Here is a 25,363-nt window from a genome sequence, read left to right on the forward strand (position 1 = left end):
GTGCCACACGGCACGGTGCCGCGCGAACACCCGCTGCCATACTCGGCGCTCCTTTCGACCCGAGGTCCGACATGCGGCGCCGCGCTCTCGTTTCCCTCCTCGCCACGCTTCTTCCGCTCGCCGCGCATGCGCAGCAGGCGACGGTCGTCACCGCGGATCGTCTGCTCGACGTGCGCACGGGGCGCTATGTCGAGCATCCGCAGGTGGTGGTGCAGGGCGAGCGCATCGTGTCGGTCGGGCATGCGGGTGATGCGGTGCCCGCGGACGCCAAGCGCGTCGACCTGCCGGGCATGACGCTGCTGCCGGGCCTGATCGACATGCACGTTCACCTCGACAACGATCCGACCTACAGCGGCTACACAGGCCTGCAGTTCGGCGACCGCTTCTGGTCCGTCGTCCAGGTCGCGAATGCGCAGAAGACGCTGATGGCCGGCTTCACCACGGTGCGCAACGTCGGCAGCGATGCGTGGAACGACGTCGGCCTGCGCCAGGCGATCGACGAGCACAAGGTCATCGGCCCGCGCGTCGTCACCGCGACGTACGCGGTCGGTGCGACGGGCGGCCATTGCGATTCCACGTTCTTCCCGCCGTCGATGGACCAGAAGGGTCCGTACAACGTCGACAGCCCGGAGGAAGGCCGCAAGGTCGTGCGCACGCTGAAGAAGTACGGCGCGCAGGTGATCAAGATCTGCGCGACCGGCGGCGTGTTCTCGCACGGCGACGAGCCGGGTGCGCAGCAGCTCACGCTCGACGAGATGAAGGCGATCGTCGACGAGGCGCACATGGCGTCGCTGAAGGTCGCGGCCCATGCGCACGGTGCGCCCGGCATCAAGGACGCGATCCGCGCGGGCGTCGACACCATCGAACACGCGTCGCTGATCGACGACGAAGGCATCAAGCTCGCCAAGCAGCACGGCAGCTGGCTGTCGATGGACATCTATAACACCGACTACACGCAGGCCGAAGGCAAGAAGAACGGCGTGCTCGAGGACAACCTGCGCAAGGATCGCGAGATCGGCGACATCCAGCGCGAGAACTTCCGCAAGGCGTTCAAGGCTGGCGCGCACATGATCTTCGGCACCGACGCCGGCGTGTATCCGCATGGCGACAACGCCAAGCAGTTCCTGGTGATGGTGCGTTACGGCATGACGCCGGTGCAGGCCATCCAGGCGGCGACGCTCAATGCATCGGAAGCGCTGGCGAACAAGAATGTCGGCGTGGTCGAGGCGGGGCGGTTCGCCGACCTGATCGGGGTGTCGGGCGATCCCGCGCAGGACGTCACCGTGTTGCAGAACGTGCCTTTCGTGATGAAGGGCGGCGACGTGGTGAAGAACGCCCACTGATCCAGACGCCGGACGCACGGACGCTGTCGATCGTTGGCTGCCGGCGGACGTGCAGGGCATCGCACGCTTCGCGGTGATCGGGTATCGCAAGCATTGCTGTACAGCGCGATGCTTCACGCTCTCGTCGAGCGGCCCGGCCAGCGGCTGAGCTTATTGCGGCCGCGCCCGGCAATGCTGGACGTCGCGACGGAAGCGAGCTGACGCAACCGCCTGAACGCACGACCGATCGACTGTCCCGAAAGCAGGACGATCGATTGCGGTGGCAACGCTCGGGCATCCACACCCGCGCGCCTACATTGCATGCATGTCCGCTCGTTCGATGCATGCCATGGCCACCGCACCCGCGCTGTTCGTCTCCCACGGTTCGCCGATGTTCGCGGTCGAGCCCGGCCGCCTCGGGCCGCAGCTCGAGGCGATCGGCCGCACGCTCGAGGGCGTGCGCGCGATCGTCGTGGTGTCGCCGCACTGGCAGACGCGCGGCCTGCGCGTGATGGCGGCGACGCAGCCGTCGACCGTGCACGACTTCGGCGGATTTCCCGAGCCGCTGTACCGTCTGCGTTACGACGCCCCGGGTGCGCCCGATGTCGCCGACGAGGTGATCGCGGCGCTGCGCGACGCCGGCCTCGATGCAACCCGCGACGATGTGCACGGCCGCGACCATGGCGCGTGGGTGCCGATGATGCATCTGCGTCCGCAGGCCGATATTCCCGTGTTGCAGGTGTCGTTGCCGCAGGACGCCGACGCGGCGTTCGCTTTCAGGCTCGGCCGCGCGCTGGCGCCGTTGCGCGCGCGCGGCGTGATGCTGGTCGGCTCCGGCAGCCTCACGCACAACCTCTACGAGCTGCGCGGCGACGTGCGCGATCCCGAATACGCGCAGCAGTTTGAGGATTGGGTGCGTGCGGCGGTCGAACGCGGCGACACCGATGCGATCGTCGACTACCGCCGACTCGCGCCGCATGCCGCGCGCGCGCATCCCACCGAGGAGCACTTCCTGCCGCTACCGTTCGCACTCGGTGCGGCGGGCGACGACGCACCCCGATGGATCGATGGCGGCATGACCTACGCGACGCTGTCGATGGGGTCGTGCGGATGGGGGCTCGACCGCGCGGCGTGACGCCGCGACCCCGGCGGCGGCGGTAAGGTCGCTCCATGGCTTTCGACCGGCTGCTGACCCGCGACCGCACCACCCGCCTGCGCCTTTCGCGCCAGCTCATGGGGCTGGCCAGTTACCTGATGTTCCTGGCGCCGGGCCTGCTCGCCGTGCACTGGGGCTGGACGCTGTTCGACTACCGCGGCCTGTTCGCACTCGTGGCCGCCGCCGTCGCGGTGAACGGCGCGTTCTTCATCGCGATCCGCACCGGCTTCAGCCAGCGCTTCGCCGATCCGACGCTGCTGGTGCCGCAGATCGTGATGGCGCTCGCGCTCGCCGTCGTCACCGTTCACTTCATGCGACCCGAAGCGCGCGGCGTGATGCTGATGCTGTACGTCGCGATGTTCTTCTTCGGCATCTTCGGCCTCAACACGCGGCAGTTCCTGCGCCTCGCCGTGCTCGCGGTGGCGAGCTATGCCGGCCTGATGGTCTACGAGTTCCACGGCCGTGGTCTCAATACGCCGATGTTCCGCCTCGAGGTCTTGCATCTCGTCGCGCTGATGATGATCACCGGCTGGATCTCGTTCATCGGCGGCTATTTCGCGGCGCTTCGACAGAAGCTCGCCGAACGCAAGGACGCGCTGAAGGACGCGCTCGCGCAGGTGAAGGAGTTGTCCGAACGCGACGAACTCACCGGCGCGCACAACCGCCGGCACCTGATGCGCGCGCTCGAACGCGAGCGTCAGCGCACGTCACGCGTCGGCGCGACCTTCAGCGTCGCGATCCTCGACATCGACCGCTTCAAGCAATTCAACGACGTGCACGGTCACCAGGTCGGCGACGAGATCCTCGGGGGCTTCTGTGCGCTGGTGCAGCAGTGCGCGCGCGACCTGGACGTGCTCGCGCGCGAAGACGTCGACGAATCGTTCGGACGCTACGGCGGCGAGGAATTCCTGCTGCTCCTGCCGCACACGCCGGTTGCCGGTGCGATGCGCTGCCTAGAGCGCATCCGCGAAACGATCGAAGCCACGCCGTTCAACACGTCGGCGGGTGCCCTGCGCGTGACCTTTTCCGCCGGTGTCGCCGAGTTTCGCGCCGGCGAGAGCAGCGCGAACCTGCTCGCCCGCGCGGACGCCGCGCTCTATGGCGCGAAACGCGACGGGCGTAATCGCGTGGCGGCCGCGCGTGATGACACGACGCCCATGGGTCGAGTGACCTGAGGCATCGCGAACCTTTGGGCGTGCGCAGGCGCGAGGTGCGCCGCTTCGTAACGGTCAGGCCGTCGCGGTGACGCCGCTACGCGCGTGGCGTCGCGTTCGCGCGCAGCTCGGCTTTCTCGCTATCGCTCAGCACGGACATCGTGCCGGCTTCCGCAACCCGCGCCTGCAGTTCGGCGACACGCTGCTGCGCCGTCTGCCGCTCCAGTTGGTCGACGGCGTCGAGCAGCACGCGGCGCAGCTCGGATTCGTCGCCCGGCAGCGTCTGCACGGCGAGCTTCTGCAGCGGATCGTGTTCGTCGCGACCGACGAAATGCTCGACCAACGCGGCGGCGCCGATGTCGGGCCGTGCATGCACCAGGCCGATCAGCTCCACGAGCAACGGCACGCCGGGCTGGCGCAGCGACGCGAACGTCGGGCTCGCCGAAATTTCCAGCGCCAAGGACGGCTTGTGCAGCAGCGTGAGGATCGCGCCGCGCACGAGGCTGCGCTTCGGCGGCGGCGCATGGCGCGACGCCGTGTGCGCACGCTGTGCCGGCACGTGCGTATCGGGCGACGCGGCTCGCGCGCCGACGCCCGTGAGTTCGGTCAGTCGCTGCCGCATCAGGTCGGCGAACGCGCCGTCGGGAATCTGCGCGAGCATCGGCTTCGCGCGTTCGGCGAGCCGGCCCTTGCCTTCGAGCGTCGACAGGTTGACGTCGTGCGCGAGCGTGTCGAACAGGAACTGCGACAGCGGCGTCGCCGACTGCAGGCGCGCTTCGAATCCGTCGCGGCCTTCGTTGCGCACGATGGTGTCGGGGTCTTCGCCTTCCGGCAGGAACAGGAAGAACGCCTGGCGGCCGTCCTTCATGCGCGGCAGCACGGATTCCACCGCCTTCCACGCCGCGCCGCGGCCCGCGCGGTCGCCGTCGAAGCAGAAGTAGACGTCGGGCGCATTGCGGAACAGAAGTTCCGCATGATCGGAGGTGGTCGCGGTGCCGAGCGTCGCGACGGCCTGCGTCACGCCGTGCTGGAACAGCGCGATGACGTCCATGTAGCCCTCGACGACGATCAGCCGCTCGATCTTCGAGTTCGCGCCGCGCACCTGCCACAGGCCGTACAGCTCGCGGCCCTTGTGGAACAGGCGCGTCTCCGGCGAGTTGAGGTACTTCGGGCTTGCATCCTTCTCGATGACGCGGCCGCCGAACGCGATCGGCCGACCGCGGCGATCGTGGATCGGAAACATCACGCGATCGCGGAACTTGTCGTAGACGCGGCCGGAATCGTTCTTCGAGAACAGGCCCGCGCGTTCGAGCAGGCCGAGGCGCGCGGCGTCGGTGCCGAGCGCGTTCTTCAGCGCCTCGAAACCATCCGGCGCATAGCCGAGCTGGAACTGTTCGCGGATCGCTTCGCTGACGCCGCGTCGATCGAAGTACTCGCGCGCCTTCGCATTCGTCTTGAGCTGCTGGCGGAAGAACGTCGTTGCCGATTCGACCATCGTGTACAGCGCCTGCAGCTGCGGATCCGCGCTGCGCTGCGTGGTTTCCTTCGGCACTTCCATGCCGACGTGCTTGGCGAGTTCCTCGACGGCGTCGAAGAACTCCAGGCGGTCGTACTGCATGACGAAACTGATCGCGGTGCCGTGCGCGCCGCACCCGAAGCAGTGATAGAACTGCTTGACCGGCGACACCGTGAAGCTCGGCGAACGTTCGTCGTGGAACGGGCAACGCGCCGAGAATTCCTTGCCCTGGCGCTTGAGCGGCACGCGCGAACCCACCACCTCGACGATGTCGGTGCGGGCGAGGAGATCGTCGATGAAGGCGTCGGGGATGCGGGCCATGCGGAGTCGTGGTGCGCGTGTTGCCGGCGCGTGGCGGGGCGGAAGCATCCTCCGTCCATGTCGACCGCCGCATGCGGGGTCGAGGGATGCGGCAGCAAGTATGACCGGGGTGCCCGGTGCGTGCCGGCGCTCGTGGCGACGAGCGTCGCAGGCCGGCGCGTCAGATCCTGCGACGGGCGATCAGGCGGTCTTCGGCGCGGGCGGCGGGCCGAGGCGTTCGTCGATGGTCGCGGTCACCACCGCGCCGGCGAACAGGATCATGGCGGCGTAGTAGACCCAGAGCATCGTCAGCACCAGCGCGCCCATCGCGCCATACGCCGACGCAGTGCTCTGCCGCGCGAGGTACCAGGCGATGCCGGCGCGCCCGGCGAGGAACAGCACCGAGGTAAACGCGCCGCCCGCCAGCGCGAGCTGCCAGCGGACGCGGCGGTCCGGCAGGAAGTGGTACATCAGCGCAAAGGTGAATGCGTACACGAGCAAGGCCGCGAGGGTCGCCACCACGGTCTCGCCCTGCGCGTAGCGGCCGATGGTGACGTCGAGCACGGTGGTCACCGTCATCGAGATCACCAGCAGGAACACCACCGCGAGCACGAGGCCGAACGAGAGCAGGCGCTTCTGCAGCCAGTTCCACAAGCCGGGCAGGGCGGTGGCGTCGGTGCGGAAGATGCGGTTGAGCGCGTCCTGCAGCTGCGCGAACACCGCGCTGGCGCCGACCAGCAACAGCGCGATGCTCCACCAACCGGCGATCGAGCCCGTATCGGGCGTGGACGCGGCCTGCGCGAGCACGGTGCGCGCGACGTCCTGCGCCTGGGGTCCCACCAGCAGGCCGACCTGCAGGATCACCGCCTGCTCCGCCTTGGCATTCGAGGCGGTCAGCCACAGCAGGAGCAGCATCAGCGGGGCCATCGCCAGCGCGGCGTAGAACGCGAGCGCGGCGGCCTGGGTGATGACGTCGGAATCCAGGAAGCGCCGCAGCAGCGCCATCGGCAATGTGCCGATGCTGGCCTTGCGCACGACCTTCTTGACGTCCGCCGGCGGCGGCGCGCCATCGGCTTGGGTGATCGACGCTTTCTCGGTCGGGTCGAGCTGCGCGGCGACCGGGGGCGCTTCGGCCTCCGGCGCATCGCTCGCCGGCTTGGCGACGACCCGATGCGCCGCGATCTTCGCGGCGGGGTGATCGGGGGTGGGGCGGGAGCGGGCCATGCCCGGAGGCTGCCGCAGCCGCCGTGGACGCACGGTCGCGGCTGCCGGCAGCGCGGCCCGGCGAGCGCCGGGCCGGCGCGGGTCAGCCCAGGCGGGCCTTCACCAGCTTGGACACCAGGCCCATGTCGGCCTGGCCGGCGAGCTTGGGCTTGAGCACGCCCATGAGCTTGCCCATGTCGGCCGCGCCCGTGGCGCCGGTCTCGGCGACGGCGGCTTCGATCGCCGCATTGATCTCGGCCTCGCCCATCTTGGTCGGCAGGTAGCGCTCGATCACCACGATCTCGTCGCGCTCGGCCTGCTCGAGGTCCTCGCGGTTGGCCGCGGTGTACTGCGTCACCGAGTCGCGGCGCTGCTTGACCATCTTGTCGAGCACGGCGACGACGGCGGCATCGTCGAGCTCCACGCGCTCGTCGACTTCCTTCTGCTTGATCGCGGCGTTGATCAGGCGGATCACCGCGAGCGTGCTCTTGTCGCCGCCCTTCATGGCGGCCTTCATGTCGTCAGTGAGTCGCTGCTTCAGGCTCATGGCGGGGCTCCGGGAAAATGTGGCGCACTAGGGTACTGCGTGACCGGCCGCAGCCGGTGCGCGCCAGCGACGCAGCGTCTGCGCGACCGCCACCAGCTCCGACGGCTGCACCGGCTTGGCCACGTGCACCTGGAAGCCGCTGGCCAGCGCGCGCGTGCGGTCCTCGAGCCGCGCGTAGGCGGTGAGCGCCACCGCCGGCACGGCGTCGAGCTCCTCCGAGGTTTCCCAGTCGCGCAGCGCGCGCACGAAGTCGTAGCCGTCCATGCCGGGCATGCCGATGTCGCTGATCACGAGGTCGGGATGATGGCGACGCACCGCCTCCAGCGCCGCCTGCGCCGACGCGCAACCGTCCACCGTCGCGCCATGCGCTTCGAGCACCGACGCCAGCATCGTGCGTGTGTCGGCGTCGTCCTCGACGAGCAGTACGTGGCAGTCGCGCAGGGCGTCGTCCGCGAGTGGCGGCGGCGGCACGGTCGGCGTGCCGTGGCGGCGATCCCCCGTCGATGCGGCGTCGGACACCGCCACCGGCAGACGCACGACGAACGTCGCGCCGCGACCCGTGCCCGCGCTTTCCGCGCGCACCGTGCCGCCGTGCATCTCGACGAGATGCCGCACGATCGACAGGCCCAGCCCGAGACCACCGTGCTCGCGCGTCGACGACGCATCGACCTGGCTGAAACGTTCGAACACGTGCGGCAGGAAGGCTGCATCGATGCCCCGTCCGGTATCGCGAACGCGGATCTCGACGAAGCCGTCGCCGCGCTCGACCGACACGTCCACGCGCCCATCGCGTTCGGTGAACTTCACCGCGTTGGCGACGAGGTTCCACACCACCTGCTGCAGGCGGTCGGGGTCGGCGCGCATCGTGCCGGCGTCGTTGGCGTGCAATTCCAGATGCACGCCGCGCGCGAGCGCCGCGGGGCGCACCGCATCGACCGCGGCCTCGACCGGCTGCGCCGCATCGATCTCGCGGATCGACAGGTTGAGCTTGCCGCTGATGATGCGCGAGATGTCGAGCAGGTCCTCGACGATCTGCGCCTGCGCGCGCGCATTGCGATCGATGGTCTGCACCGCGCGCTGCACCATCTCGGGCGACAACCGGCCCGACGCGAGCATCTCGCTCCAGCCGAGGATGGACGTCAGCGGCGTGCGCAGCTCGTGCGAAATCGTGGCGAGGAACTGGTCCTTCATGCGGCCGGCGCGCACGGCGTCCCGGTAGAGGCGTTCCTTCTCGCGCGCGTCCGCCTGCGCAGCAACGAACAGCTGCACGCGGCTCATGCCCACCGACGCCAGCGCGGCGATCGATTCGATCATGCGGATATGCGAGCCGGTGAAGCACGACTTTTCCTCGTGCCCGAAGAACAGCCCGCCCAGCACTTCGCCCGTATCGGATTTCACCGGCACCGCGAGATAACTCGACACCGGCAGGTGCCCGCGCGGCATGCCGTGATGCGGCGCCCATTGCCCGTAGCGCGGATCGGCGCGCACGTCCTCGATGCAGATCGTGCCGTCGCCGTTGAACGTCGGCGCGAACAGGGGCGTCGCGCGCGGGTGCGGGAAGTTCGAGAACTTCTCCGCGGGCACGCCGGACAGCGTGTACAGCATGTACGCATCGCCGGCATCGTCGGTCACGTTGTAGAAGAACGCGCCGAACTGCGCGCCGGTCAGCCGCGTCGCGGTGTCGGTCACGGCCTGCACGATGGTCGCGAGGTCGAACTCGTGCAGCATCCGCTCGGACAACTGCCGGAACGCGATCTCCTCTTCCTCGCGACGCTTCTCGCGCGTGATGTCGCGCACTTCGATCACCGTGCCGACGATCTCGCCGCCCTGGCGGATCGGGCTCGCGGTGTAGGCGACCGGATAGAAGCGCCCGTCGCGGTGAACGAACATCTCCTCGCCCTGCGTCTGCACCTGTGCGTGCGTGGCGCGTTCGAGCATGCAGTCCGCGGCCGGGAACGGCTGTCCGTCGGGGCGCGTGTGATGCAGCACCTCGTGCAGCGACCGCCCGCGGATCTCGTCGAGCGTCCAGCCCGTGAGCGCTTCCGCCGACGCGTTCATGTAGACGCACTGGCGCTGCACGTCGACAACGAACAGGGCGACGGACGCAGCATCGCAGGCCGCCTGCAACGGGCCGGACGAATCGGGAAACGGCATCGACGACATGGGCACAGCATGCACCGGCGGCGGTGGAGGCTCCGCATCCTACGCGGTGCGCGCCTGCGGTCGGGGCTGCTACGCTAGCGCGGCCGCACGACGGCAACCGGCGTCCAGGATGGGACGCGAACGGCGGAAGGGAGGTCCGCATGCACGCCAGTCCCGCGCTCTATGTCCGTGGCCCGTACCGGGTCGTCGCCCACACGCAGGTCGACACGGACCGCCCCTACGTCGTTCTCGACACCGCCGGCGCGTGGCTGCACGAAGCCGTCACGCTCGAAGCCGCGTGCGACTGGGTCGATCGCCGCATGACCGAACGCGACGTCGCGCCGCGCACGCTCATCCGCGGGAGCCGCGCATGAGCCGCCGCACCCTCGCCGCGCTCGTCGGCTTCGCACTCGTGCCCGTCGTCGGGCTGTGGTTGTCCAGCCACGTGAACGCGATGGTCCTCGGCCTGCACGGCGCGCTGCCGCACTGGTACGTGTACGTCGACTACATCCGCACGCTCGATCTGCCGCAGGTGCAGCCGTATGCGGCGAAGATTCGTGCGGCGGGGTGGGTGGGCTTCGGCGCGCCGACGCTCGCCTACATCGGCGCGCTCGCCCTCGTCATGCGCCAGCCGGCGAAATCGCTGCACGGCGACGCACGCTTCGCACGTGGCGGCGACCTCGCGAAGAACCGCCTGTTCGAGGACGGCCCGACCAGCCTGGTGATCGGGCGTTACGACGGTCGACTCGTGCGTTTGCCGGGCCAGCAGTTCGCGATCCTCGCTGCGCCCACGCGTTCGGGCAAAGGCGTCGGCATCGTCATTCCGAACCTGCTCGAGTACCAGGATTCGGTCGTCGTGCTCGACATCAAGCAGGAGAACTTCGACCTGACGTCGGGCTGGCGCGCGTCGCAGGGTCACGAGGTGTTCCTGTTCAATCCGTTCGCCGAGGATCGCCGCAGCCATCGCTGGAATCCGCTCGGCTACGTGTCCGACGATCCCGCGTTCCGCGTCTCCGACGTCATGGCGATCGCGGCCATGCTCTATCCGGACGGCGCCGACGAGCAGAAGTTCTGGGTCAGCCAGGGCCGCAACGCCTTCCTCGCGTTCGCGTTGTACCTGTTCGACAAGTACGACCACGAACGCACCTGCGGTTTTCCCGGCGCGACCGTGCCGACGCTGGGCGCGGTCTACCGGCTTTCGTCGGGCACCGGCGAAAACCTGCGTGCGTATCTCGGCTCGCTGTCGCAGCAGCGTTTCCTGTCCGAACCCGCGCGCATGGCGTTCGCGACGCTGCTGTCGCAGGCGGACGAAACCTTCGCCTCCATTCTCGGCACCTTCAAAGAACCACTGAACCCGTGGGTCAATCCGGTGCTGGACGCGGCGACCAGCGCGAACGATTTCCTGCTCACCGACCTGCGCAAGAAGCGCATGACGGTCTATATCGGCGTGCAGCCGAACAAGCTCGCCGAGAGCCGTCTCATCCTCAACCTGTTCTTCAGCCAGCTCATCAATCTCAACACGCGCGAGCTGCCGCAGAACAATCCCGCACTCAAACACCAGTGCCTGCTGCTGATGGACGAGTTCACGTCCATCGGCAAGGTCGACATCATCGCAACGGCGGTCGCCTACATGGCCGGCTACAACCTGCGCCTGCTGCCGATCATCCAGAGCATGGCGCAGCTCGACGCCACCTACGGTCGCGAGACCGCACGTACGCTGGTGACGAACCACGCGCTGCAGATCCTCTACGCGCCGCGCGAACAGCAGGACGCGAACGACTACTCCGAGATGCTCGGCTACACGACGGTGCGGCGCCAGAACGTCACGCGCGGCCGCGATGTTTCGCGCAGCGAATCGGTGGAACGTCGCGCGTTGATGCTGCCGCAGGAGTTGAAGGCGCTCGGTCCGGATCGCGAGGTCGTCATGTACGAAGGCATCCCGCATCCGGTGCTGTGCGAGAAGATCCGCTACTACACGGACAAGCGCTACACGGCGCGTCTGTTGCCGAAGGTCGCCGTGCCCACGCTCAGCATCATGACTTCACGTGCTGTTGACGCCCGCGAAGCAGTTTCGTTACCGTAGTCACAGAAGGCGCAAGGCCTTCGTACCGGTTTCTGCCGGATCAGGGATGAAACGTGGCGCGTCACGCGCCCGACATGGAGCTGTCGTACAGGGGATATCGACCAGGACTCGTTCAAGCCGGCAGGACGCCGCCCCCACGCGCACCTCGCCGTTTCCATTCGCCCGACATCGCCTTGCGTGCCTTGTGCACGGGCGATGCGTTCACGCGTACCGGTGAGCCGTGAATCCGCTTTCGCAATCCATTCGTTTTGCTGTCGTCCTCGTCGCGATGCTGTCGCTCGCGGCCTGCGCCACGCGTCCGCCGCCGCCCGTTGCGGGGCGCTGGCGTCCCGTCAATCACTACGCCGACCAGTCGATGGCGTTGCCGTTGCATCCGGCGTACACGTATTACGCGACGCCGGTCGACCGCACGCTCAAGGGCCTGCTCGAGCGTTGGGCGCGCGACAGCCACATGACGCTCGATTACCGGAACGACAGCGACTTCACGCTGTATCGCGCGGTCGCCGATGTCCATGGCGACGACCTGCACGGCGCGGTCGCGCAGCTGTCATCGGTCTACGCCGCGCAGCAGGTGGCGATTGATGTCGAAGGCGATCGCATCGTCGTGCGTCGCGCCGCACCGTCCACCGCCGGCGCCTCCGCAGCCTCCGCCGCCTCGACACCCTGACCGGAGGCCGACCATGAGCACCCGCACCGCATCGGACAGCCTGCGCGTCGAACACGCGATCGGCCGCGCCGTGAACTACGAAGTCAGCCTCGCCGACCGCGCGATCCGCAGCGAGCGCCGCGCTTGGTGGGTGGCCGGCACCTCCTGCGCGATCTCGTTGATCCTCGCTGGCGGCTACTTCTACTTCCTGCCGCTGAAGGAAAAGGTGCCGTACCTGGTGATGGCCGACGCCTACACCGGTACGTCGACCGTCGCGCGCCTCGATGGCAATTGGGGCCAGCAGGACATCACGCTCAGCGAAGCCGTCAACAAGAGCAACGTCGCCCACTTCGTGATGGCGCGCGAGTCCTACGACATCGCGCTGATGCGCCTGCGCGACTGGACGACGGTCTACACGATGTCCGCGCCATCCGTCGCTGCCGGCTATACGTCGCTGCACGGCAAGGACAATCCGAACCGCCCGTACAACACCTACGGCGACAAGGCGGCGATCCGCGTCAAGATCCTCAGCATCACGCTCATCAACGACGCGAACGGCAAGCCCAACGGTGCGACCGTGCGCTTCCAGCGCACGCTCTACGACAAGTCGACCGGTCGCACCGCACCGCTCGACAGCAAGATCGCCACGCTCACGTTCACCTACAAGGCGAACCTGGCGATGGACGAGAAGTACCGCGTCGAGAACCCGCTGGGCTTCCAGGTGACGACGTATCGCGTCGACAACGACTACGCCGAGTCGCCGCCGGTCGAACCCGAGATTCCCGCGTTCCAGATGCCGGAAATGGGCGAGCCGGCCACCGCCTCCACTGCGGCCAGCGTGTCGACCGATGCCGCTGCGCCACAGGACCCGGCCGCCGCAGCCGCCGCGCCCGCAACGCCGAACGCTTCCATGCAGCCGACCTCCGGAGCCCGTCCGTGATGCGCCGATCGTTCTCCACCGTCCTGGGCGCTGTGCTGATCGTCGCCGCGGCCGCATCGCCGCTGCGCGCGCGCGCGGAAGCGATCCAGGAATACGACTACGCCGACAATCGCATCTACCCGGTGCGCACCGCGCTCGGTATCGCCACGCAGATCGAGCTGTCGCCCAGCGAAACCGTCGTCGACTACAGCACGGGCTTCTCGAGCGGCTGGGACATCAGCCGGCGCGACAACGTCTTCTACGTGAAGCCGAAGAACGTCGACGTCGACACCAACCTGCTGATCCGCACCGAAACCCATTCGTACATCCTCGAGCTGCGCGTGGTCGCGACCGACTGGAAGGCGCTGGACCAGGCGCGCAACGCCGGGGTGCAGTACACCGTGCGCTTCCGCTATCCCAACGATGCGAAGTTCCATAACACGCCGGCGGTCAAGCCGCCGGAAGTCGATGTGGCGCTCGATCCGTCGCGCGCCTACCACTTCGACTACGACTACCGGACGCGCACCAAGCTGCGCGCGCTGGTTCCCGCGAGCGTCTACGACGACGGACGTTTCACCTACATCAAGCTCGGCGACACCACGCCGTTCCCGACCGGCTCGTTCCCCGCTGTGTTCGGCAGCGAGGGCGAGAACGGCGAGGAGTTCATCGTCAATACGACGGTCGAGGGCAACACGATCATCGTGCACGGCACCTACCGCTATCTCGTGATCCGCCACGGCAAGGACGTCGTCGGCATCCGCAGGAATCCGCACTCGTGAGCCACGCCGTCAGCAATCCGTACGAACAGGAACCGGCGGTCGCGATGGCGGACGCCAATCCCTATCTCGGCGCGCACGCCGCACCGGGCCCGGACCTCGATGCCGGCGCACCGACGCTGCGCAACGCCGAGCAGCAGCGCGTCAACCGCAAGGCGCTGCTGTTCCTCGGCGGCATCATCCTGCTGCTCATGCTGATGGCGGTGATGGTGTTCCGCGGCAGCGCGAAGTCGAAGGACGCGACCAAGCCGAGCGAGGAGCAGGTGAGCATCCCGACGTTGGCCGACGCGACGCCACCGCCGCTGCCGCAACAGCAATCGCTCTCCGCCGCGAGCAATGCCGAGCCGATCCCGGTGCAACCCGCGGTGCAGGACGTGCCGCCGCTGCCGCCGCAGTCCTACGCCAACACGATGCCGCCGCCCGCACCCGGCTACGACGCGCCCACGCAGGTGCGCCATGTACCGACGTTGATGGAGCGCCGAATGGGTGTCGACCCGGCCACGGGCGGAACGGCGGCACAGGGCGGCCCGCAGGACGCGTACTCGCGTGCGCTCGCCATGACGCAGGCAGCACTGGGCGTGCGCGCTCCCGGCGCCGAGGCCGATGCAGCCGCCGATGACTTCGCGCACAAGGCGACCAGCGCACGTGCGCTGCGTCATCCCGACGCGCTGCTCGTGCGCGGCACGCTGCTGCGCTGCGTGCTGGAGACTCGGATCATCAGCGAAGCCGACGGCTTCACCTCGTGCATCCTCACCGAGCCCGTGTACTCCATCAACGGTCGCACGCTCCTGCTCGATCGTGGCTCCAAGATCTACGGCACGTACAACGCGCGCGCCAAGGGCAATCGCATCGAAGTGGTGTGGGACCGCATCACCACGCCGAACGGCTACGACGTGAACATGGTCAGCCCGGGTGTCGATCCGCTCGGAAGCGCGGGCTACCCGGGCCAGGTGGACTCGCACTGGGGTTCGCGGATCAGCGCCGCCCTGATGGTCAGCCTGCTCAGCGACGTCTTCAAGTACGAAGCCGCCAAGCACGGCCCGGCGACGTCGTCGATCAGCAACGGGGTGGTGGTGCAGTCGCCGTTCGAGAGCAACACCGCGAACACGATCGACCGCCTCGCGAACCAGGCGGCCGAAGAGGCAATGGCGCACGGCCCGACCGTCACCATCAACCAGGGCACGCTCGTCAGCGTGTATGTGGCGAAGGACGTCGACTTCACGGAGGTCGTCGGCCGCTGAGCCGACCGCGATGGAACTCAACGCGCCACTCGCGCAGGTCTCGGACGACTTCCTGTCGTACCAATACGAGGTGCTGGGCATCCTCGGCCACATGGCGTCGCCGGACGTCACCGAGATCTGCATCAACCGTCCGGGCGAACTCTGGATCGAGTCGCGCGGCGGATGGCAGCGCCACGAGGTGCCGGCGCTGACGTTCGAGCGGGCGCGCCAGTTCTGCACGGCGGTGGTCAACGAGAGCAATACGGGCCAGCGCATCACCGACACCGATCCGGTCGTGTCGCTGACGTTCCCGACCGGCCAGCGTGCGCAGTTCGTGATTCCGCCCGCCTGCGACGCCGGCAAGGTGTCGATCACCATCCGCCTGCCGTCCCGCCAGACCAAGACGCTGGCGGAATACAAGAACGACGGGTTCTTCGAACAGATCCTCGAGGACGGCGCAGGCGTGAGCGATCACGATCGCGAACTGCTCGCCTTACGTGCAACGCGCGACTACGCCGAGTTCTTCCGCAAGGCCGTGCAGTACAAGAAGAACGTCGTCGTGGCCGGCGCGACGGGCAGCGGCAAGACCACGTTCATGAAGTCGCTGGTCAACCACATCCCGGACGAAGAGCGCCTGGTCACCATCGAGGACGCACGCGAACTCTTCATCCAGCAGCCCAACGTCGTTCATCTGCTCTATTCGAAGGGCGGGCAGAGCACCAGCAACGTCACGGCCAAGAGCTGCATGGAAGCCTGCCTGCGCATGAAGCCGGATCGCATCATCCTGGCCGAGTTGCGCGGCGACGAGTCGTTCTACTTCATCCGCAACTGCGCCTCCGGCCATCCCGGTTCGATCACGAGCTGTCATGCCGGCAGCACGGCGCAGACCTGGGACCAGCTCGCGCTCATGGTCAAGGCGTCGAACGAAGGTTCGGGGCTCGAATTCGCGGTCATCAAGCGCCTCCTGATGATGACGATCGACATCGTCGTGCACATCAAGGCGCACGCCGGACGACGCTACATCACCGGCATCGATTTCGACCCGCAGCGGGCGTTGGCAGGCTGATGCGCTACGGTCGTGCCCCTGCAGGAACCCGCGTTGACAATGCGCGCGAGCGCATGAGTCAATGCCTTCAACGCCGTGTCCAAAGCAGGATGCGGTCGCGCAAGGACGCCGCGCACGAAAGGACTCGACCCGTCGATCCCGCCGTGCGTCGCATGCAACCGACGGGGGAACGGCGGTGTTGCCTGGCATGGAGCTGATGGGCTGCCCGGATCTGGCAGTCCCTGCCGACGTGATGCATCACGTCGTGCACGTCGAATCCTCGTTCAACCCCTACGCGATCGGCGTCGTGGGCGGCCGCCTCGCACGCCAGCCGGCCAACCTGCCCGAAGCCGTTGCGACCGCGCGCATGCTCGAAAGCCGCGGCTTCAATTTCTCGCTCGGGCTCGCGCAGGTGAATCGCTACAACCTGGCGCGGTACGGCATCGGCTCGTACGAGCAGGCGTTCCAGGCGTGCGCGAACCTGCGCGCGGGCTCGCGCATCCTCGCCGATTGCCACGACCGCTCGGGTCACGACTGGGGCAAGTCCTTCAGTTGCTACTACTCCGGCAATTTCGTGACCGGGTTTCGCCAGGGTTACGTGCAGAAGATCTATGCGTCGATGCGCGATGGCGCGGCGACGCGCTATCCCGGTGCGATTCCCGTCTACGGAAGCCCTGGCCCCAGACGCGCTGCAAGACCGACTCCATGGCGCGCGTCCGGTGCAGCGCCGTCGCGCATCGAACCGATCGCGTCGCCTGCGGTGGCCGCGGCACCAGCGGCCGTCGCCCCGACCCAAAACGCACAGCCCTTACCGGCGAATGCGGCGGCCGACACAAGGCCCGACGGCGTCGTGGTGCTGCGACCCGACGGCGCGCCGCCGCATGTACCTGACGCCACCACAACAGCACCGACGTCCACCCCGACACCCGCAATACCGCCGCGCGACGCGGCGTTCGTGTTCTAACCCGCCCGGCGACCTCGCCGACTGCAACGACAAGGAAAGCGAAATGAAGTCGATCAAGTCCCTGAAGTCCACCGTCTCCTCCGCGGTCGCCGGCGTGGCGTTCGCGCCGACCCTGGCACTTGCGCAGGCCACCGGCGGCGGCGGTGATTTCACCGAAACCGGCAGCACCGTCAGCAAGTTCTTCACCAACCTCAACGGCCTGCTCAACCTCGCGTCGATCTCGGTCGTCACCATTGCGGTGATCTTCGCCGGCTACCAGATCGCGTTCGCGCACAAGCGCATCGCCGACGTCGCGCCGATCCTCATCGGCGGCTTCCTGATCGGCGCCGCCGCGCAGGTCGCGAAGATGCTGATCGGCGGGACCTGATCGGCCCAGTCATGCAGAAGAACGTGCTGTTTCGCGGTTGCACGCGGCCGCCCATGTTCATGGGCGTGCCGTACGTGCCGTTCTTCATCGGCGCCGGCAGTGTGATCCTGCTGTCGTTCTACACCAACATGTTCGTCCTCGTGCTGCTGCCGGTCGTCATCTTCGTGATGCGGCAGATGGCGCGACGCGACGAGATGATCTTCCGCCTGCTCGGGCTGCGCCTGCAGACGCGCATGAAGATCCGCAACCTCGACGTGCACGAGGGCGTGTGGGTGCTGACGCCGAACCTCTATCGCGACCCGCGCCGCCAGCCTCCGGCGCGCTGAACCCGGCTCGCGATCTTTACGGCGACGCGGCATGCCCGCGCCGCCGGCGTTCTTCCGGTTGACGAACACGATGACCACGTTCACGCCCGACACCTCGATCAGCGACTTCCTTCCGCTGTCCACGCACGTCTCGCCGACGGTGGTGAAAACCACCGGCGGCGACTTCCTCATGACGTGGCATCTGGAAGGCCTGCCGTTCGTGGGGCGCGAGGAGTGGGAGCTCGAACATCGGCACAACACGTTCAACCGCATGCTCCAGACGCTGCGCGCACCGGACTTCGTGAACGTCGCGTTCTGGGTGCACGACGTGCGTCGCCGCCGGCGCATCAAGCAGCGGAGCACGTTCCGCCAGCGCTTCAACCAGGAACTCTCCGACGGCTACTTCGAGTCGCTGTCGTCGCAGAAGATCATGGCCAACGAGCTGTACCTGACCATGATCTACCGCCCGGTCGTGAGCGGTAAGAAGTTCGTCGAGAAGTCCGCGGACGTGCGGCAACTGCAGGCGCAGCAGGACGAGGCGATCGCCAAGCTGCTGGAGCTTGCCGGTAACCTCGAAGCGGTGCTCAAGGACTACGCGCCGTATCGACTCGGCATGTACGAAGCCGACAACGGCGTCGTGTTCTCCGAGACGCTCGAATTCTTCGGCTACCTGCTCAACCGCATCGACGAGCCGGTCCCGGTGCTCGACGCTCCGGTAAACACCTACCTGCCGGTCAGCCGGCACATGTTCTCGGGCAAGACGGGCGACTTCGTCATCACGACGCCGACCGGCACCAACCACTTCGGCGCCTTGCTCAACATCAAGGAATACACCGACGCGACGTACCCCGGCATCCTCAACCGCCTGAAGTACCTCGACTTCGAATACGTCATCACGCACTCCTTCAGCCCGATGGGCCGACAGGACGCGCTGAAGGTGCTGGACCGCACCAAGGGCATGATGATCTCGTCCGGCGACAAGGCCGTCAGCCAGATCATCGAGCTCGACCAGGCGATGGACCAGCTCGCCTCCGGCAACTTCGTGCTGGGCGAATACCACTTCACCATGGCGCTGTACGCCGATTCGCAGGAAAAGCTGTCGCAGAACATCGCGACCGGCCGGGCAGAGCTGTCGAACGCCGGTTTCGTCTCGACGAAGGAGGATCTTGCGGTCGTCGCTTCCTTCTATTCGCAGCTGCCCGCGAACTGGAAGTACCGTACGCGCCTCGCGAACGTCAGTTCGCTGAACTTCCTCGGCCTCGCGCCGCTGCACAACTTCGCGTCGGGCAAGAAGGAAAACAATCCCTGGGGCGACTGCGTCACGACGCTGCAGACGACCAACGGCCAGCCGTACTACTTCAACTTCCACGCCACGCATCCGGGCGAGAACTCGCTCGGTGAAAAAGCGATCGGCAATACGATGGTCATCGGCAAGTCCGGCACCGGCAAGACCGCGCTGATCAATTTCCTGCTGAGCCAGGTGCAGAAGCTGGAGCCCTCGCCGACGATCTTCTTCTTCGACAAGGATCGCGGCGCCGAGATCTTCGTGCGGGCCTGTGGCGGCAACTACCTCGCGCTGGAGAACGGGCGACCAACAGGGTTCAACCCGTTTCAGTGCGAACGCAGTGAGGCGAACGTCCAGTTCCTCGCGGACCTCGTGAAGGTGCTCGCCGGCAAGACGCTCTACACCTCACGCGAAGAAGAGGACATCTTCCGCGCGGTCGAGAACATCCTCGACACCCCGGTGCGCCTGCGCACGATGACCAATTTCCAGAAGAGCCTGCCCAACATGGGCGACGACGGCCTCTTCGCGCGCATGCGCAAGTGGACGGCCGGCAATTCGCTGGGATGGGTGTTCGACAACCCCGAGGACACGATCGACCTCGAGAAGGCGCCGATCATCGGCTTCGACTACACCGACATCATCGACAACCCGGAAGTCCGCGTTCCCGTCATCAACTACCTGCTGCACCGGCTCGAGTCATTGATCGACGGCCGCCCGCTCATCTACGTGATGGACGAGTTCTGGAAGATCCTCGACGGCAAGGGCGGCCTGAAGGAATTTGCGAAGAACAAGCAGAAGACCATCCGTAAGCAGAACGGCCTCGGCATCTTTGCCACGCAAAGCCCCGAGGACGCGCTCGCGAGCGACATCGCCGCCGCGCTCATCGAGCAGACCGCCACGATGGTGCTCCTGCCGAACCCGAACGCCAGCCGCGAGGACTACATCGACGGGCTGAAGTTGACCGAAGCGGAATACCAGGTCGTCGTCAGCCTCGACGAACGCTCGCGCTGCTTCCTGGTCAAGCAGGGCCACGCCTCCAGCGTCTGTCAGCTCAACCTGCGTGGCATGGACGACGCGCTCGCCGTCATTTCCGCATCGACCGACAACATCGAGGTCATGCACGAAGTCCTCGCCCACGAGGCGGCACGCCACGGTGTGTCCGTCGACCGGCTGACGCCGGAGCAGTGGCTGACCACGTTCTACGAATGTCGAAAGGGGTCGGGTAAGGCGCGCCCGTCCGCTGGAGGTACATCCCCTGCACGCCGCTCTACCGCCGCAACCGCCTAGGAGAATTGTTATGGATTCACGGAAGAACAGGCATATCGCCCGTACCGCGCGTATCGCATTGCTGTCCGCGGCCGTCGGGCTTGTCGGGATAACGCATCTGCCGCGTGCCGAGGCACAGCTTGTGACGGCGGAAGCCGGCCCCTCGCTGCTGGCGCACCTCATGAACCAGATCAACACGTTGACGCAGCAGATGCAGGACTACGTCGCCTACGGCGAACAGGCGGTGCGCTGGAAGGCGACGTGGGATCACTACCAGCAGCAGATCGCAAAATTCATGGGGCAGGTGCGCAATCCGATGCTCCGAAACACGTTGGCGTTTGCGGAAGTGCCGCTGGACGCAGGCGTTATGGAAAAGTGCGGTGGAACCGGCGGCTTCAGTTTCAGCCTGTCCAGCCTGACAAGCACATTGGCGCCGGACTTCACCAGCGACATTGTGTCGAGCCAGAAAAAAATCTGTGCGCAGATCCAGATGCTCGAGAACCAGAAGTACAACCTGACCGTTCGCTATTACAAGGAAGTCGCTCCGAGCCTTGAGCAGGATCTCAAGGAGATCGAAGCGCGACGTAAGGAGAACAATGATCAGGGCACGCTGCAGGCGGTCGCTGAAGCGTCCGAGCGTCTGCAGAACCAGCAGACTATTAGCGGCGACGCGCTCGACAAGCAGGTCAAGGCCTGCGACCAGCTGATCGCTAACCTGACGGAAATGCAAAAGAATCTCGCCCGGCAAGCGCTGCTTGGGAAGCCGAACAGCCCGTTGGGCGGCCTCGTGAAGACTGCGACGCTCGAAGCTGCGCTCAAGGCGAAGTAATCGAACAGAGCCGGCGAGCGCCCGGTGATCGCACGGAAAGCGGAAGACGGAACATGATGGGAATGAGTTGGCTGGCGCCGCGCGTGGATTCGGTCGGAGACTTTGTCTTCTACCGGTTGATCCTCAGTTACCTGCGCGACGAGATCCACACGTTCGGCATCGACCTGATGCATCGGGCCATGAGCTGGGTCGGCATGATCGCGCTGACCCTGCTCACACTGTGGATCCTGATTCAGGGCTTTCGCATCGCCACGGGTCAGTCGCGCGAATCGATGATGTCGCTGGTCATGAATTCGCTGAAGGCGACGCTCATCCTCAGCATCGCCACCTCGATGGCCATGTTCGGAACAGACCTCGACAAAATGCTAACCGAGGGCGTGAAGAACGAAATCAATCATGTCGTGACCGGCTCGTCGTCGTCACCCGAAGAAGCGATCGACAAGAACCTGGCGTGGATGCAGGTGGCGCTGTCGAGCATTGACGTACTGGACGTCGCGGGCGACCAGACGCTCGACGCGCAAAAGACCCGTGCGCTCTACATGGCGGGGTTCGGGACCGGCGGTCCGGCAATCGTGGGCGGCACCATGCTATTGCTGAACGAAGTCGCGATGGCGCTGTTCATCGGCTTCGGCCCGCTGTTTATCCTGTGCCTGTTGTTCGACCAGACCAAACCGTTGTTCGGACGATGGCTCTACTACGGGCTCGGCACGATGTTCTCGATGGCGGTGCTCAGCGCGATGGTGTCGATCGCCCTGGAGATGGTCGTCCGCGTGGCGAGTTCGTTCTGGGGTGCCGCACTGATCGGAGTGATCACTGGTTCGAATTTCAGCGACGGCATGACCAGTCAGGCGATGCAGCAGGGAGGCCTAGGATTGATTCTTACCACGCTGATCATTAGTGCGCCGCCCATGGCTGCTTCCTTCTTCCAAGGTACCTTGGGGCAATTCACGCCGGCATCGGTGTTTGGCGGCCGCGGTAGTCGAATGGATCCGACGGGAAGGTTCCCAGGGCAGCCGGGTTACATACCGTCCGGGTATTCGGAACGCACGCCACCGTCGACGACCCGCGGACAGGCCCATCTGCCCGCAACTGCCTACGGCGTGCCGAACGTTACCTCGGATGAAATCAGACGGAAGTAGAATCCGCGATGACAAAACGAATCTTCAAGATGTTCGGCCTGTTGCTGCTAGCGCTCGCCGCCGGTGATGCCGGTGCTCAATACGAAATCGGTGGCTATTACTACAGCTGCCCTGCCGGCGCCGGCTGGAACGATCCGCGCTGCACCCGTGAGCCGGCGGGTGACGCAGCAAATGAAAGCCCGTCGGATTCTTCGGGCGGCTGGATCAATAAGTGGGGAGCGGTATACGTTGATCCGGATACCGGATCCATCGGCGCGACGACCGAAGGCTTCAGCGGCGTCAACGCAGCCCGGATCGCTCAACAGAGATGTGAAAAGAACGGCAGCCGGAACTGTCAGCAGCAGACCGTATTTGTAAATACGTGCGTAGTCGTAGCTTGGCCGTCGAAGCGGGGAATGCCCGTCACACAGACGGGCCATGAGGTCGAAGACATCGCGCGTATCGCCCTGCGGGACTGCGGGGGTACTACCTCGGCGTGCGAGCTCGTTTATCAATCATGCGCGACGCCGCAAAGGATTCGTTGACCTTTGGGGCGCCGCCTGCTGAGGCCCTGCTCCTAGGCGTTACGGCACTCGGATAGGTGCACGCGCGCTCAGTTGATGTTGATGAATTTCGCTTGGCCGCCGAGCGCTTGGGAATTCGCGGGACCGGTCGCCTACAATTGCGCGCCTAGTTCAGTGGGCCGACATGCAACGCTCGCGCGCTCAATGGAGCCGTCTGAAGACGGCTCCGCCCCCCCTCTCCGTCGCCCCCATGATGGACTGGACCGACACCCACTGTCGGGCGTTCCATCGTGTGCTGGCGCCGTCGGCGTTGCTGTACACGGAGATGGTGCATGCGAACGCCGTGATCCACGGGGATCGCAGCAAGTTGCTCGCGATGGACCCGACCGAACACCCGGTCGCGTTGCAGCTTGGCGGTAGTGAGCCCGAGCTTCTGGCCGAGGCGTCGCAGATCTCCGCCGAGTGGGGCTTCGACGAGGTCAACCTGAATTGCGGATGCCCGTCCGATCGCGTGCAGGCCGGGCGTTTCGGTGCCTGCCTGATGCGTGAGCCGGCGCTGGTCGCCGACTGCGTGGCCGCCATGCGCGCCGCGGTCCGAGACAGCGCGCGGCCGGATGTGCCGGTGACGGTGAAGTGTCGCCTCGGCGTCGACGACGACAACGACTTCGACGTCTTTCTCGCGTTCATCGACACCGTCGCGGCGGCGGGCTGCGAGACGTTCATCGTTCACTCGCGCAACGCGTGGCTGAAGGGGCTTTCGCCGAAGGAGAACCGCGAGGTTCCGCCGTTGCGTTACGACTGGGCGTATCGCCTGAAGTCCTTGCGACCGGAGCTGCAGGTCGTCGTCAATGGTGGGATTACCGGTGTCGACGACAGCCTCGCGCATCTCGAGCACGCGGACGCCGTGATGCTCGGGCGGGCGGCGTATCACGATCCGTACGTCCTGCATCGCGTCGACGCGCGCCTGACGGGCGCCGACGTGCGTATGCGCGAAGCGCTGCTTCGGGACTACATGCCGTACATGCAGCGACAGCTCGATCGCGGCGTGCCGCTCAAGCACATGACGCGCCATCTGCTCGGCCTGTTCCTGGGCGAGCGCGGCGGCCGCGCGTTCCGCCAAGTGCTGAGCGAAGGCGCGCATCGTCCCGGTGCGGGGCTCGATCTGGTGGAAGCGGCATTGGCCTGCACGCAGCCCGACGGACTGCGGCGGTCGGCATGATCACGCGGGATCGCACGCGTTTTCTCGAGGCAGCATCGCGTTGCGCGCCGGATGCCGGCCCGGCGACGGCACGCGCCGCGTTTCTCGTCACGCCGGAAGGCTTCGCACGCGCCGAGCAGTCGGCCAGCGACAATCGCTACATGGCGGACGCTTCGGGTTTCGACGCCGATCGTGCCCTCGCGCAGCATCGCGCGCTGCAGTCGGCGCTGTCGGTCTCGGTGCCGGTGGTCGCGTTTCCTGGCGATCCTTCGACACCGGACGCGACGTTTCCGAACAACGTCTTCGCGACGGCCCGCGTCGATGACACCCCACGGCTGATCATCGGCCGCATGCGCCATCCCATTCGCCAGCGCGAAGCGGAGCGTGCGGACATTCGCGGCTTCTTCGTCGATGCGCTCGGTTGCGCAACGATCGATCTTTCCGCGCAGCCGCATGCGTGCGAACTGACGGGTGCGCTCGTGATCGATCGCGCACGCGGCATCGGGTTCGCGGGGCTTTCCGAGCGTTGCGACGAAGACGGCGCGCGCCGCATGCACGAAGCGTTCGGCCTGCGTGCGACCTTCATGTTCGACCTCGCGCCGGGCGAGTACCACACCAACGTCGTGCTGGCGGTGTTGGCGGGACGCGCCGCGGTGTATGCACCGCGCGGATTCGCCGATGTCGCGGATGCCGAAACGATCGCGTCGCTCTATGCACCGCACGCGATATCGCTGAGCGACGAGGAGGCTGCGGCGTTCGCCGGCAACTGCATCGCACTCGATCCACAACGCGCGTGGATGAGTGCTCGTGCGGATGCATCGCTGCGTCCGTCGACGCGTGCAGCGTTCGCGGATGCCGGGTTCTCGATCCACAGCGTGGAGCTCGATGCGATCGAAGCGGGCGGCGGCTCGTTGCGTTGTTGCGTCGCCGAGATATTCTGATCAACTGAACAGCAGCGCGGCATCGCCTGAAAAGTTCAGAGCGGATTCACTGCATCGCTTCGATCATTTGCCCGCACCCCGGTGCCCGCATCCGCCGTCCGAGTCGCGTCATGCCCTATAGCCGCTCCATTCTCATTGCCGCGCTCGTCCTTGCCTCCGGCACCGCCCTCGCGGGCCCGCCGGGCGGTCGCGGCATGGGTCCGCCGCCGGGCGTGATGCCGATCGGTCGTGCTCACGAGAGCCAGCCGGAAGACCGTTCGCTGGCCGACTCCGTCCGCCGCGTCGAACGTGCGACCGGGGGCGAGATCCTCAGCGCCGAGCGCGTGCCGTTCGACGGCCGCGACATCAACCGCATCAAGGTCCTCGACCAGACCGGCCGTGTCCGGGTCATTACCGAGGACCCGCACCCGCAGAGCCGTCCGCCGCGTCAGTGAGACCGGGCCACGGCCGCTTCCTGAACGGCCGGCACCGTACACACGGCAACGACGGCTGTAACGACTAAGCTACCTGAACAGCCGGGCGGCCTGCCGCGCCGGG

24 protein-coding genes are annotated in these 25,363 nt (G+C 66.6%); 20 read left to right on the forward strand and 4 right to left on the reverse strand.

Going from position 1 to position 25,363, the window contains the following annotated elements:
• Window positions 1-71: 71 nt before the first annotated feature.
• From EVS83_RS07220 to EVS83_RS07230, 3 genes are all read left to right on the forward strand, one after another.
• Window positions 72-1,343, forward strand: a complete 1,272-nt coding sequence (locus EVS83_RS07220; protein ID WP_133500368.1) for a Xaa-Pro dipeptidase — start codon at window positions 72-74, stop codon at window positions 1,341-1,343.
• A 328-nt stretch (window positions 1,344-1,671) separates the two neighbouring features.
• Complete coding sequence (locus EVS83_RS07225) at window positions 1,672-2,457, forward strand: DODA-type extradiol aromatic ring-opening family dioxygenase (protein ID WP_133500369.1); 786 nt, start codon at window positions 1,672-1,674, stop codon at window positions 2,455-2,457.
• A 35-nt stretch (window positions 2,458-2,492) separates the two neighbouring features.
• Entirely contained in the window at window positions 2,493-3,653 is a 1,161-nt protein-coding gene (locus tag EVS83_RS07230; RefSeq protein ID WP_133500370.1) for a GGDEF domain-containing protein, read from the forward strand.
• Between the two features lie 76 nt (window positions 3,654-3,729).
• On the opposite strand, the gene dnaG is transcribed toward EVS83_RS07230, so the two are convergent.
• The 4 genes from dnaG to EVS83_RS07250 all read right to left on the reverse strand — a co-directional run bounded on the left by dnaG (window position 3,730) and on the right by EVS83_RS07250 (window position 9,361).
• A complete protein-coding gene (dnaG, locus tag EVS83_RS07235; RefSeq protein WP_133500371.1) occupies window positions 3,730-5,469 on the reverse strand; it encodes a DNA primase in 1,740 nt (579 codons plus the stop codon).
• A gap of 180 nt (window positions 5,470-5,649) precedes the next feature.
• On the reverse strand, window positions 5,650-6,672 hold the full coding sequence (locus tag EVS83_RS07240) for a YihY/virulence factor BrkB family protein (RefSeq protein WP_133500372.1): 1,023 nt from the start codon (window positions 6,670-6,672) through the stop codon (window positions 5,650-5,652).
• 82 nt (window positions 6,673-6,754) lie between these two features.
• Window positions 6,755-7,198: a GatB/YqeY domain-containing protein gene (locus tag EVS83_RS07245; protein WP_133500373.1), complete on the reverse strand. Its 444-nt coding sequence runs from the start codon at window positions 7,196-7,198 to the stop codon at window positions 6,755-6,757.
• 27 nt (window positions 7,199-7,225) lie between these two features.
• Window positions 7,226-9,361 (reverse strand): ATP-binding protein, encoded by a 2,136-nt coding sequence (locus EVS83_RS07250; protein WP_133500374.1) that lies wholly within the window; start codon window positions 9,359-9,361, stop codon window positions 7,226-7,228.
• 140 nt (window positions 9,362-9,501) lie between these two features.
• Here EVS83_RS07250 and EVS83_RS07255 point away from each other — a divergent pair, with 140 nt between their 5' ends.
• The 17 genes from EVS83_RS07255 to EVS83_RS07335 all read left to right on the forward strand — a co-directional run bounded on the left by EVS83_RS07255 (window position 9,502) and on the right by EVS83_RS07335 (window position 25,260).
• Window positions 9,502-9,714 carry a hypothetical protein gene (locus EVS83_RS07255; protein ID WP_133500375.1) on the forward strand — a complete coding sequence of 71 codons (213 nt, stop codon included), beginning with the start codon at window positions 9,502-9,504 and terminating at the stop codon, window positions 9,712-9,714.
• Window positions 9,711-11,423 carry a type IV secretory system conjugative DNA transfer family protein gene (locus EVS83_RS07260; RefSeq protein ID WP_133500376.1) on the forward strand — a complete coding sequence of 571 codons (1,713 nt, stop codon included), beginning with the start codon at window positions 9,711-9,713 and terminating at the stop codon, window positions 11,421-11,423. The genes EVS83_RS07255 and EVS83_RS07260 overlap by 4 nt, the downstream gene beginning before the upstream one ends.
• Before the next feature lie 220 nt (window positions 11,424-11,643).
• Window positions 11,644-12,090 (forward strand): hypothetical protein, encoded by a 447-nt coding sequence (locus EVS83_RS07265; protein ID WP_133500377.1) that lies wholly within the window; start codon window positions 11,644-11,646, stop codon window positions 12,088-12,090.
• A gap of 13 nt (window positions 12,091-12,103) precedes the next feature.
• Window positions 12,104-13,009, forward strand: coding sequence for a VirB8 family type IV secretion system protein (locus tag EVS83_RS07270; protein ID WP_133500378.1), 906 nt, complete (start codon window positions 12,104-12,106; stop codon window positions 13,007-13,009).
• Window positions 13,009-13,767: a TrbG/VirB9 family P-type conjugative transfer protein gene (locus EVS83_RS07275; RefSeq protein WP_133500379.1), complete on the forward strand. Its 759-nt coding sequence runs from the start codon at window positions 13,009-13,011 to the stop codon at window positions 13,765-13,767. Before EVS83_RS07270 ends, EVS83_RS07275 begins: the two co-directional genes overlap by 1 nt.
• Window positions 13,764-15,005, forward strand: coding sequence for a TrbI/VirB10 family protein (locus EVS83_RS07280; RefSeq protein WP_246022812.1), 1,242 nt, complete (start codon window positions 13,764-13,766; stop codon window positions 15,003-15,005). The genes EVS83_RS07275 and EVS83_RS07280 overlap by 4 nt, the downstream gene beginning before the upstream one ends.
• Window positions 15,006-15,015: 10 nt before the next feature.
• The gene (gene virB11 / locus EVS83_RS07285; RefSeq protein WP_133500380.1) at window positions 15,016-16,050 is read left to right on the forward strand and encodes a P-type DNA transfer ATPase VirB11; all 1,035 of its coding nucleotides are present in this window, start codon (window positions 15,016-15,018) and stop codon (window positions 16,048-16,050) included.
• Between the two features lie 187 nt (window positions 16,051-16,237).
• Window positions 16,238-16,993: a lytic transglycosylase domain-containing protein gene (locus EVS83_RS16245; protein ID WP_166636833.1), complete on the forward strand. Its 756-nt coding sequence runs from the start codon at window positions 16,238-16,240 to the stop codon at window positions 16,991-16,993.
• A 43-nt stretch (window positions 16,994-17,036) separates the two neighbouring features.
• Window positions 17,037-17,360: a TrbC/VirB2 family protein gene (locus EVS83_RS07295; protein ID WP_133500382.1), complete on the forward strand. Its 324-nt coding sequence runs from the start codon at window positions 17,037-17,039 to the stop codon at window positions 17,358-17,360.
• Window positions 17,361-17,371: 11 nt separating this feature from the next.
• Complete coding sequence (locus tag EVS83_RS07300; protein ID WP_133500383.1) at window positions 17,372-17,686, forward strand: VirB3 family type IV secretion system protein; 315 nt, start codon at window positions 17,372-17,374, stop codon at window positions 17,684-17,686.
• 31 nt (window positions 17,687-17,717) lie between these two features.
• A complete protein-coding gene (locus tag EVS83_RS07305; protein WP_246022813.1) occupies window positions 17,718-20,237 on the forward strand; it encodes a VirB4 family type IV secretion/conjugal transfer ATPase in 2,520 nt (839 codons plus the stop codon).
• A gap of 10 nt (window positions 20,238-20,247) precedes the next feature.
• The gene (locus EVS83_RS07310; protein ID WP_133500384.1) at window positions 20,248-21,045 is read left to right on the forward strand and encodes a hypothetical protein; all 798 of its coding nucleotides are present in this window, start codon (window positions 20,248-20,250) and stop codon (window positions 21,043-21,045) included.
• Window positions 21,046-21,107: 62 nt separating this feature from the next.
• The gene (locus tag EVS83_RS07315; RefSeq protein WP_246022814.1) at window positions 21,108-22,184 is read left to right on the forward strand and encodes a TrbL/VirB6 family protein; all 1,077 of its coding nucleotides are present in this window, start codon (window positions 21,108-21,110) and stop codon (window positions 22,182-22,184) included.
• Window positions 22,185-22,192: 8 nt separating this feature from the next.
• Window positions 22,193-22,708 (forward strand): DUF4189 domain-containing protein, encoded by a 516-nt coding sequence (locus EVS83_RS07320; RefSeq protein WP_133500386.1) that lies wholly within the window; start codon window positions 22,193-22,195, stop codon window positions 22,706-22,708.
• Between the two features lie 163 nt (window positions 22,709-22,871).
• Complete coding sequence (gene dusA / locus EVS83_RS07325; RefSeq protein WP_133500387.1) at window positions 22,872-23,906, forward strand: tRNA dihydrouridine(20/20a) synthase DusA; 1,035 nt, start codon at window positions 22,872-22,874, stop codon at window positions 23,904-23,906.
• On the forward strand, window positions 23,903-24,826 hold the full coding sequence (locus EVS83_RS07330; protein WP_133500388.1) for an arginine deiminase-related protein: 924 nt from the start codon (window positions 23,903-23,905) through the stop codon (window positions 24,824-24,826). Before dusA ends, EVS83_RS07330 begins: the two co-directional genes overlap by 4 nt.
• 110 nt (window positions 24,827-24,936) lie before the next feature.
• Entirely contained in the window at window positions 24,937-25,260 is a 324-nt protein-coding gene (locus EVS83_RS07335) for a hypothetical protein (RefSeq protein WP_133500389.1), read from the forward strand.
• Window positions 25,261-25,363 lie beyond the last annotated feature (103 nt).

Source organism: Cognatilysobacter terrigena, assembly GCF_004361065.1.
GTDB lineage: Bacteria > Pseudomonadota > Gammaproteobacteria > Xanthomonadales > Xanthomonadaceae > Cognatilysobacter > Cognatilysobacter terrigena.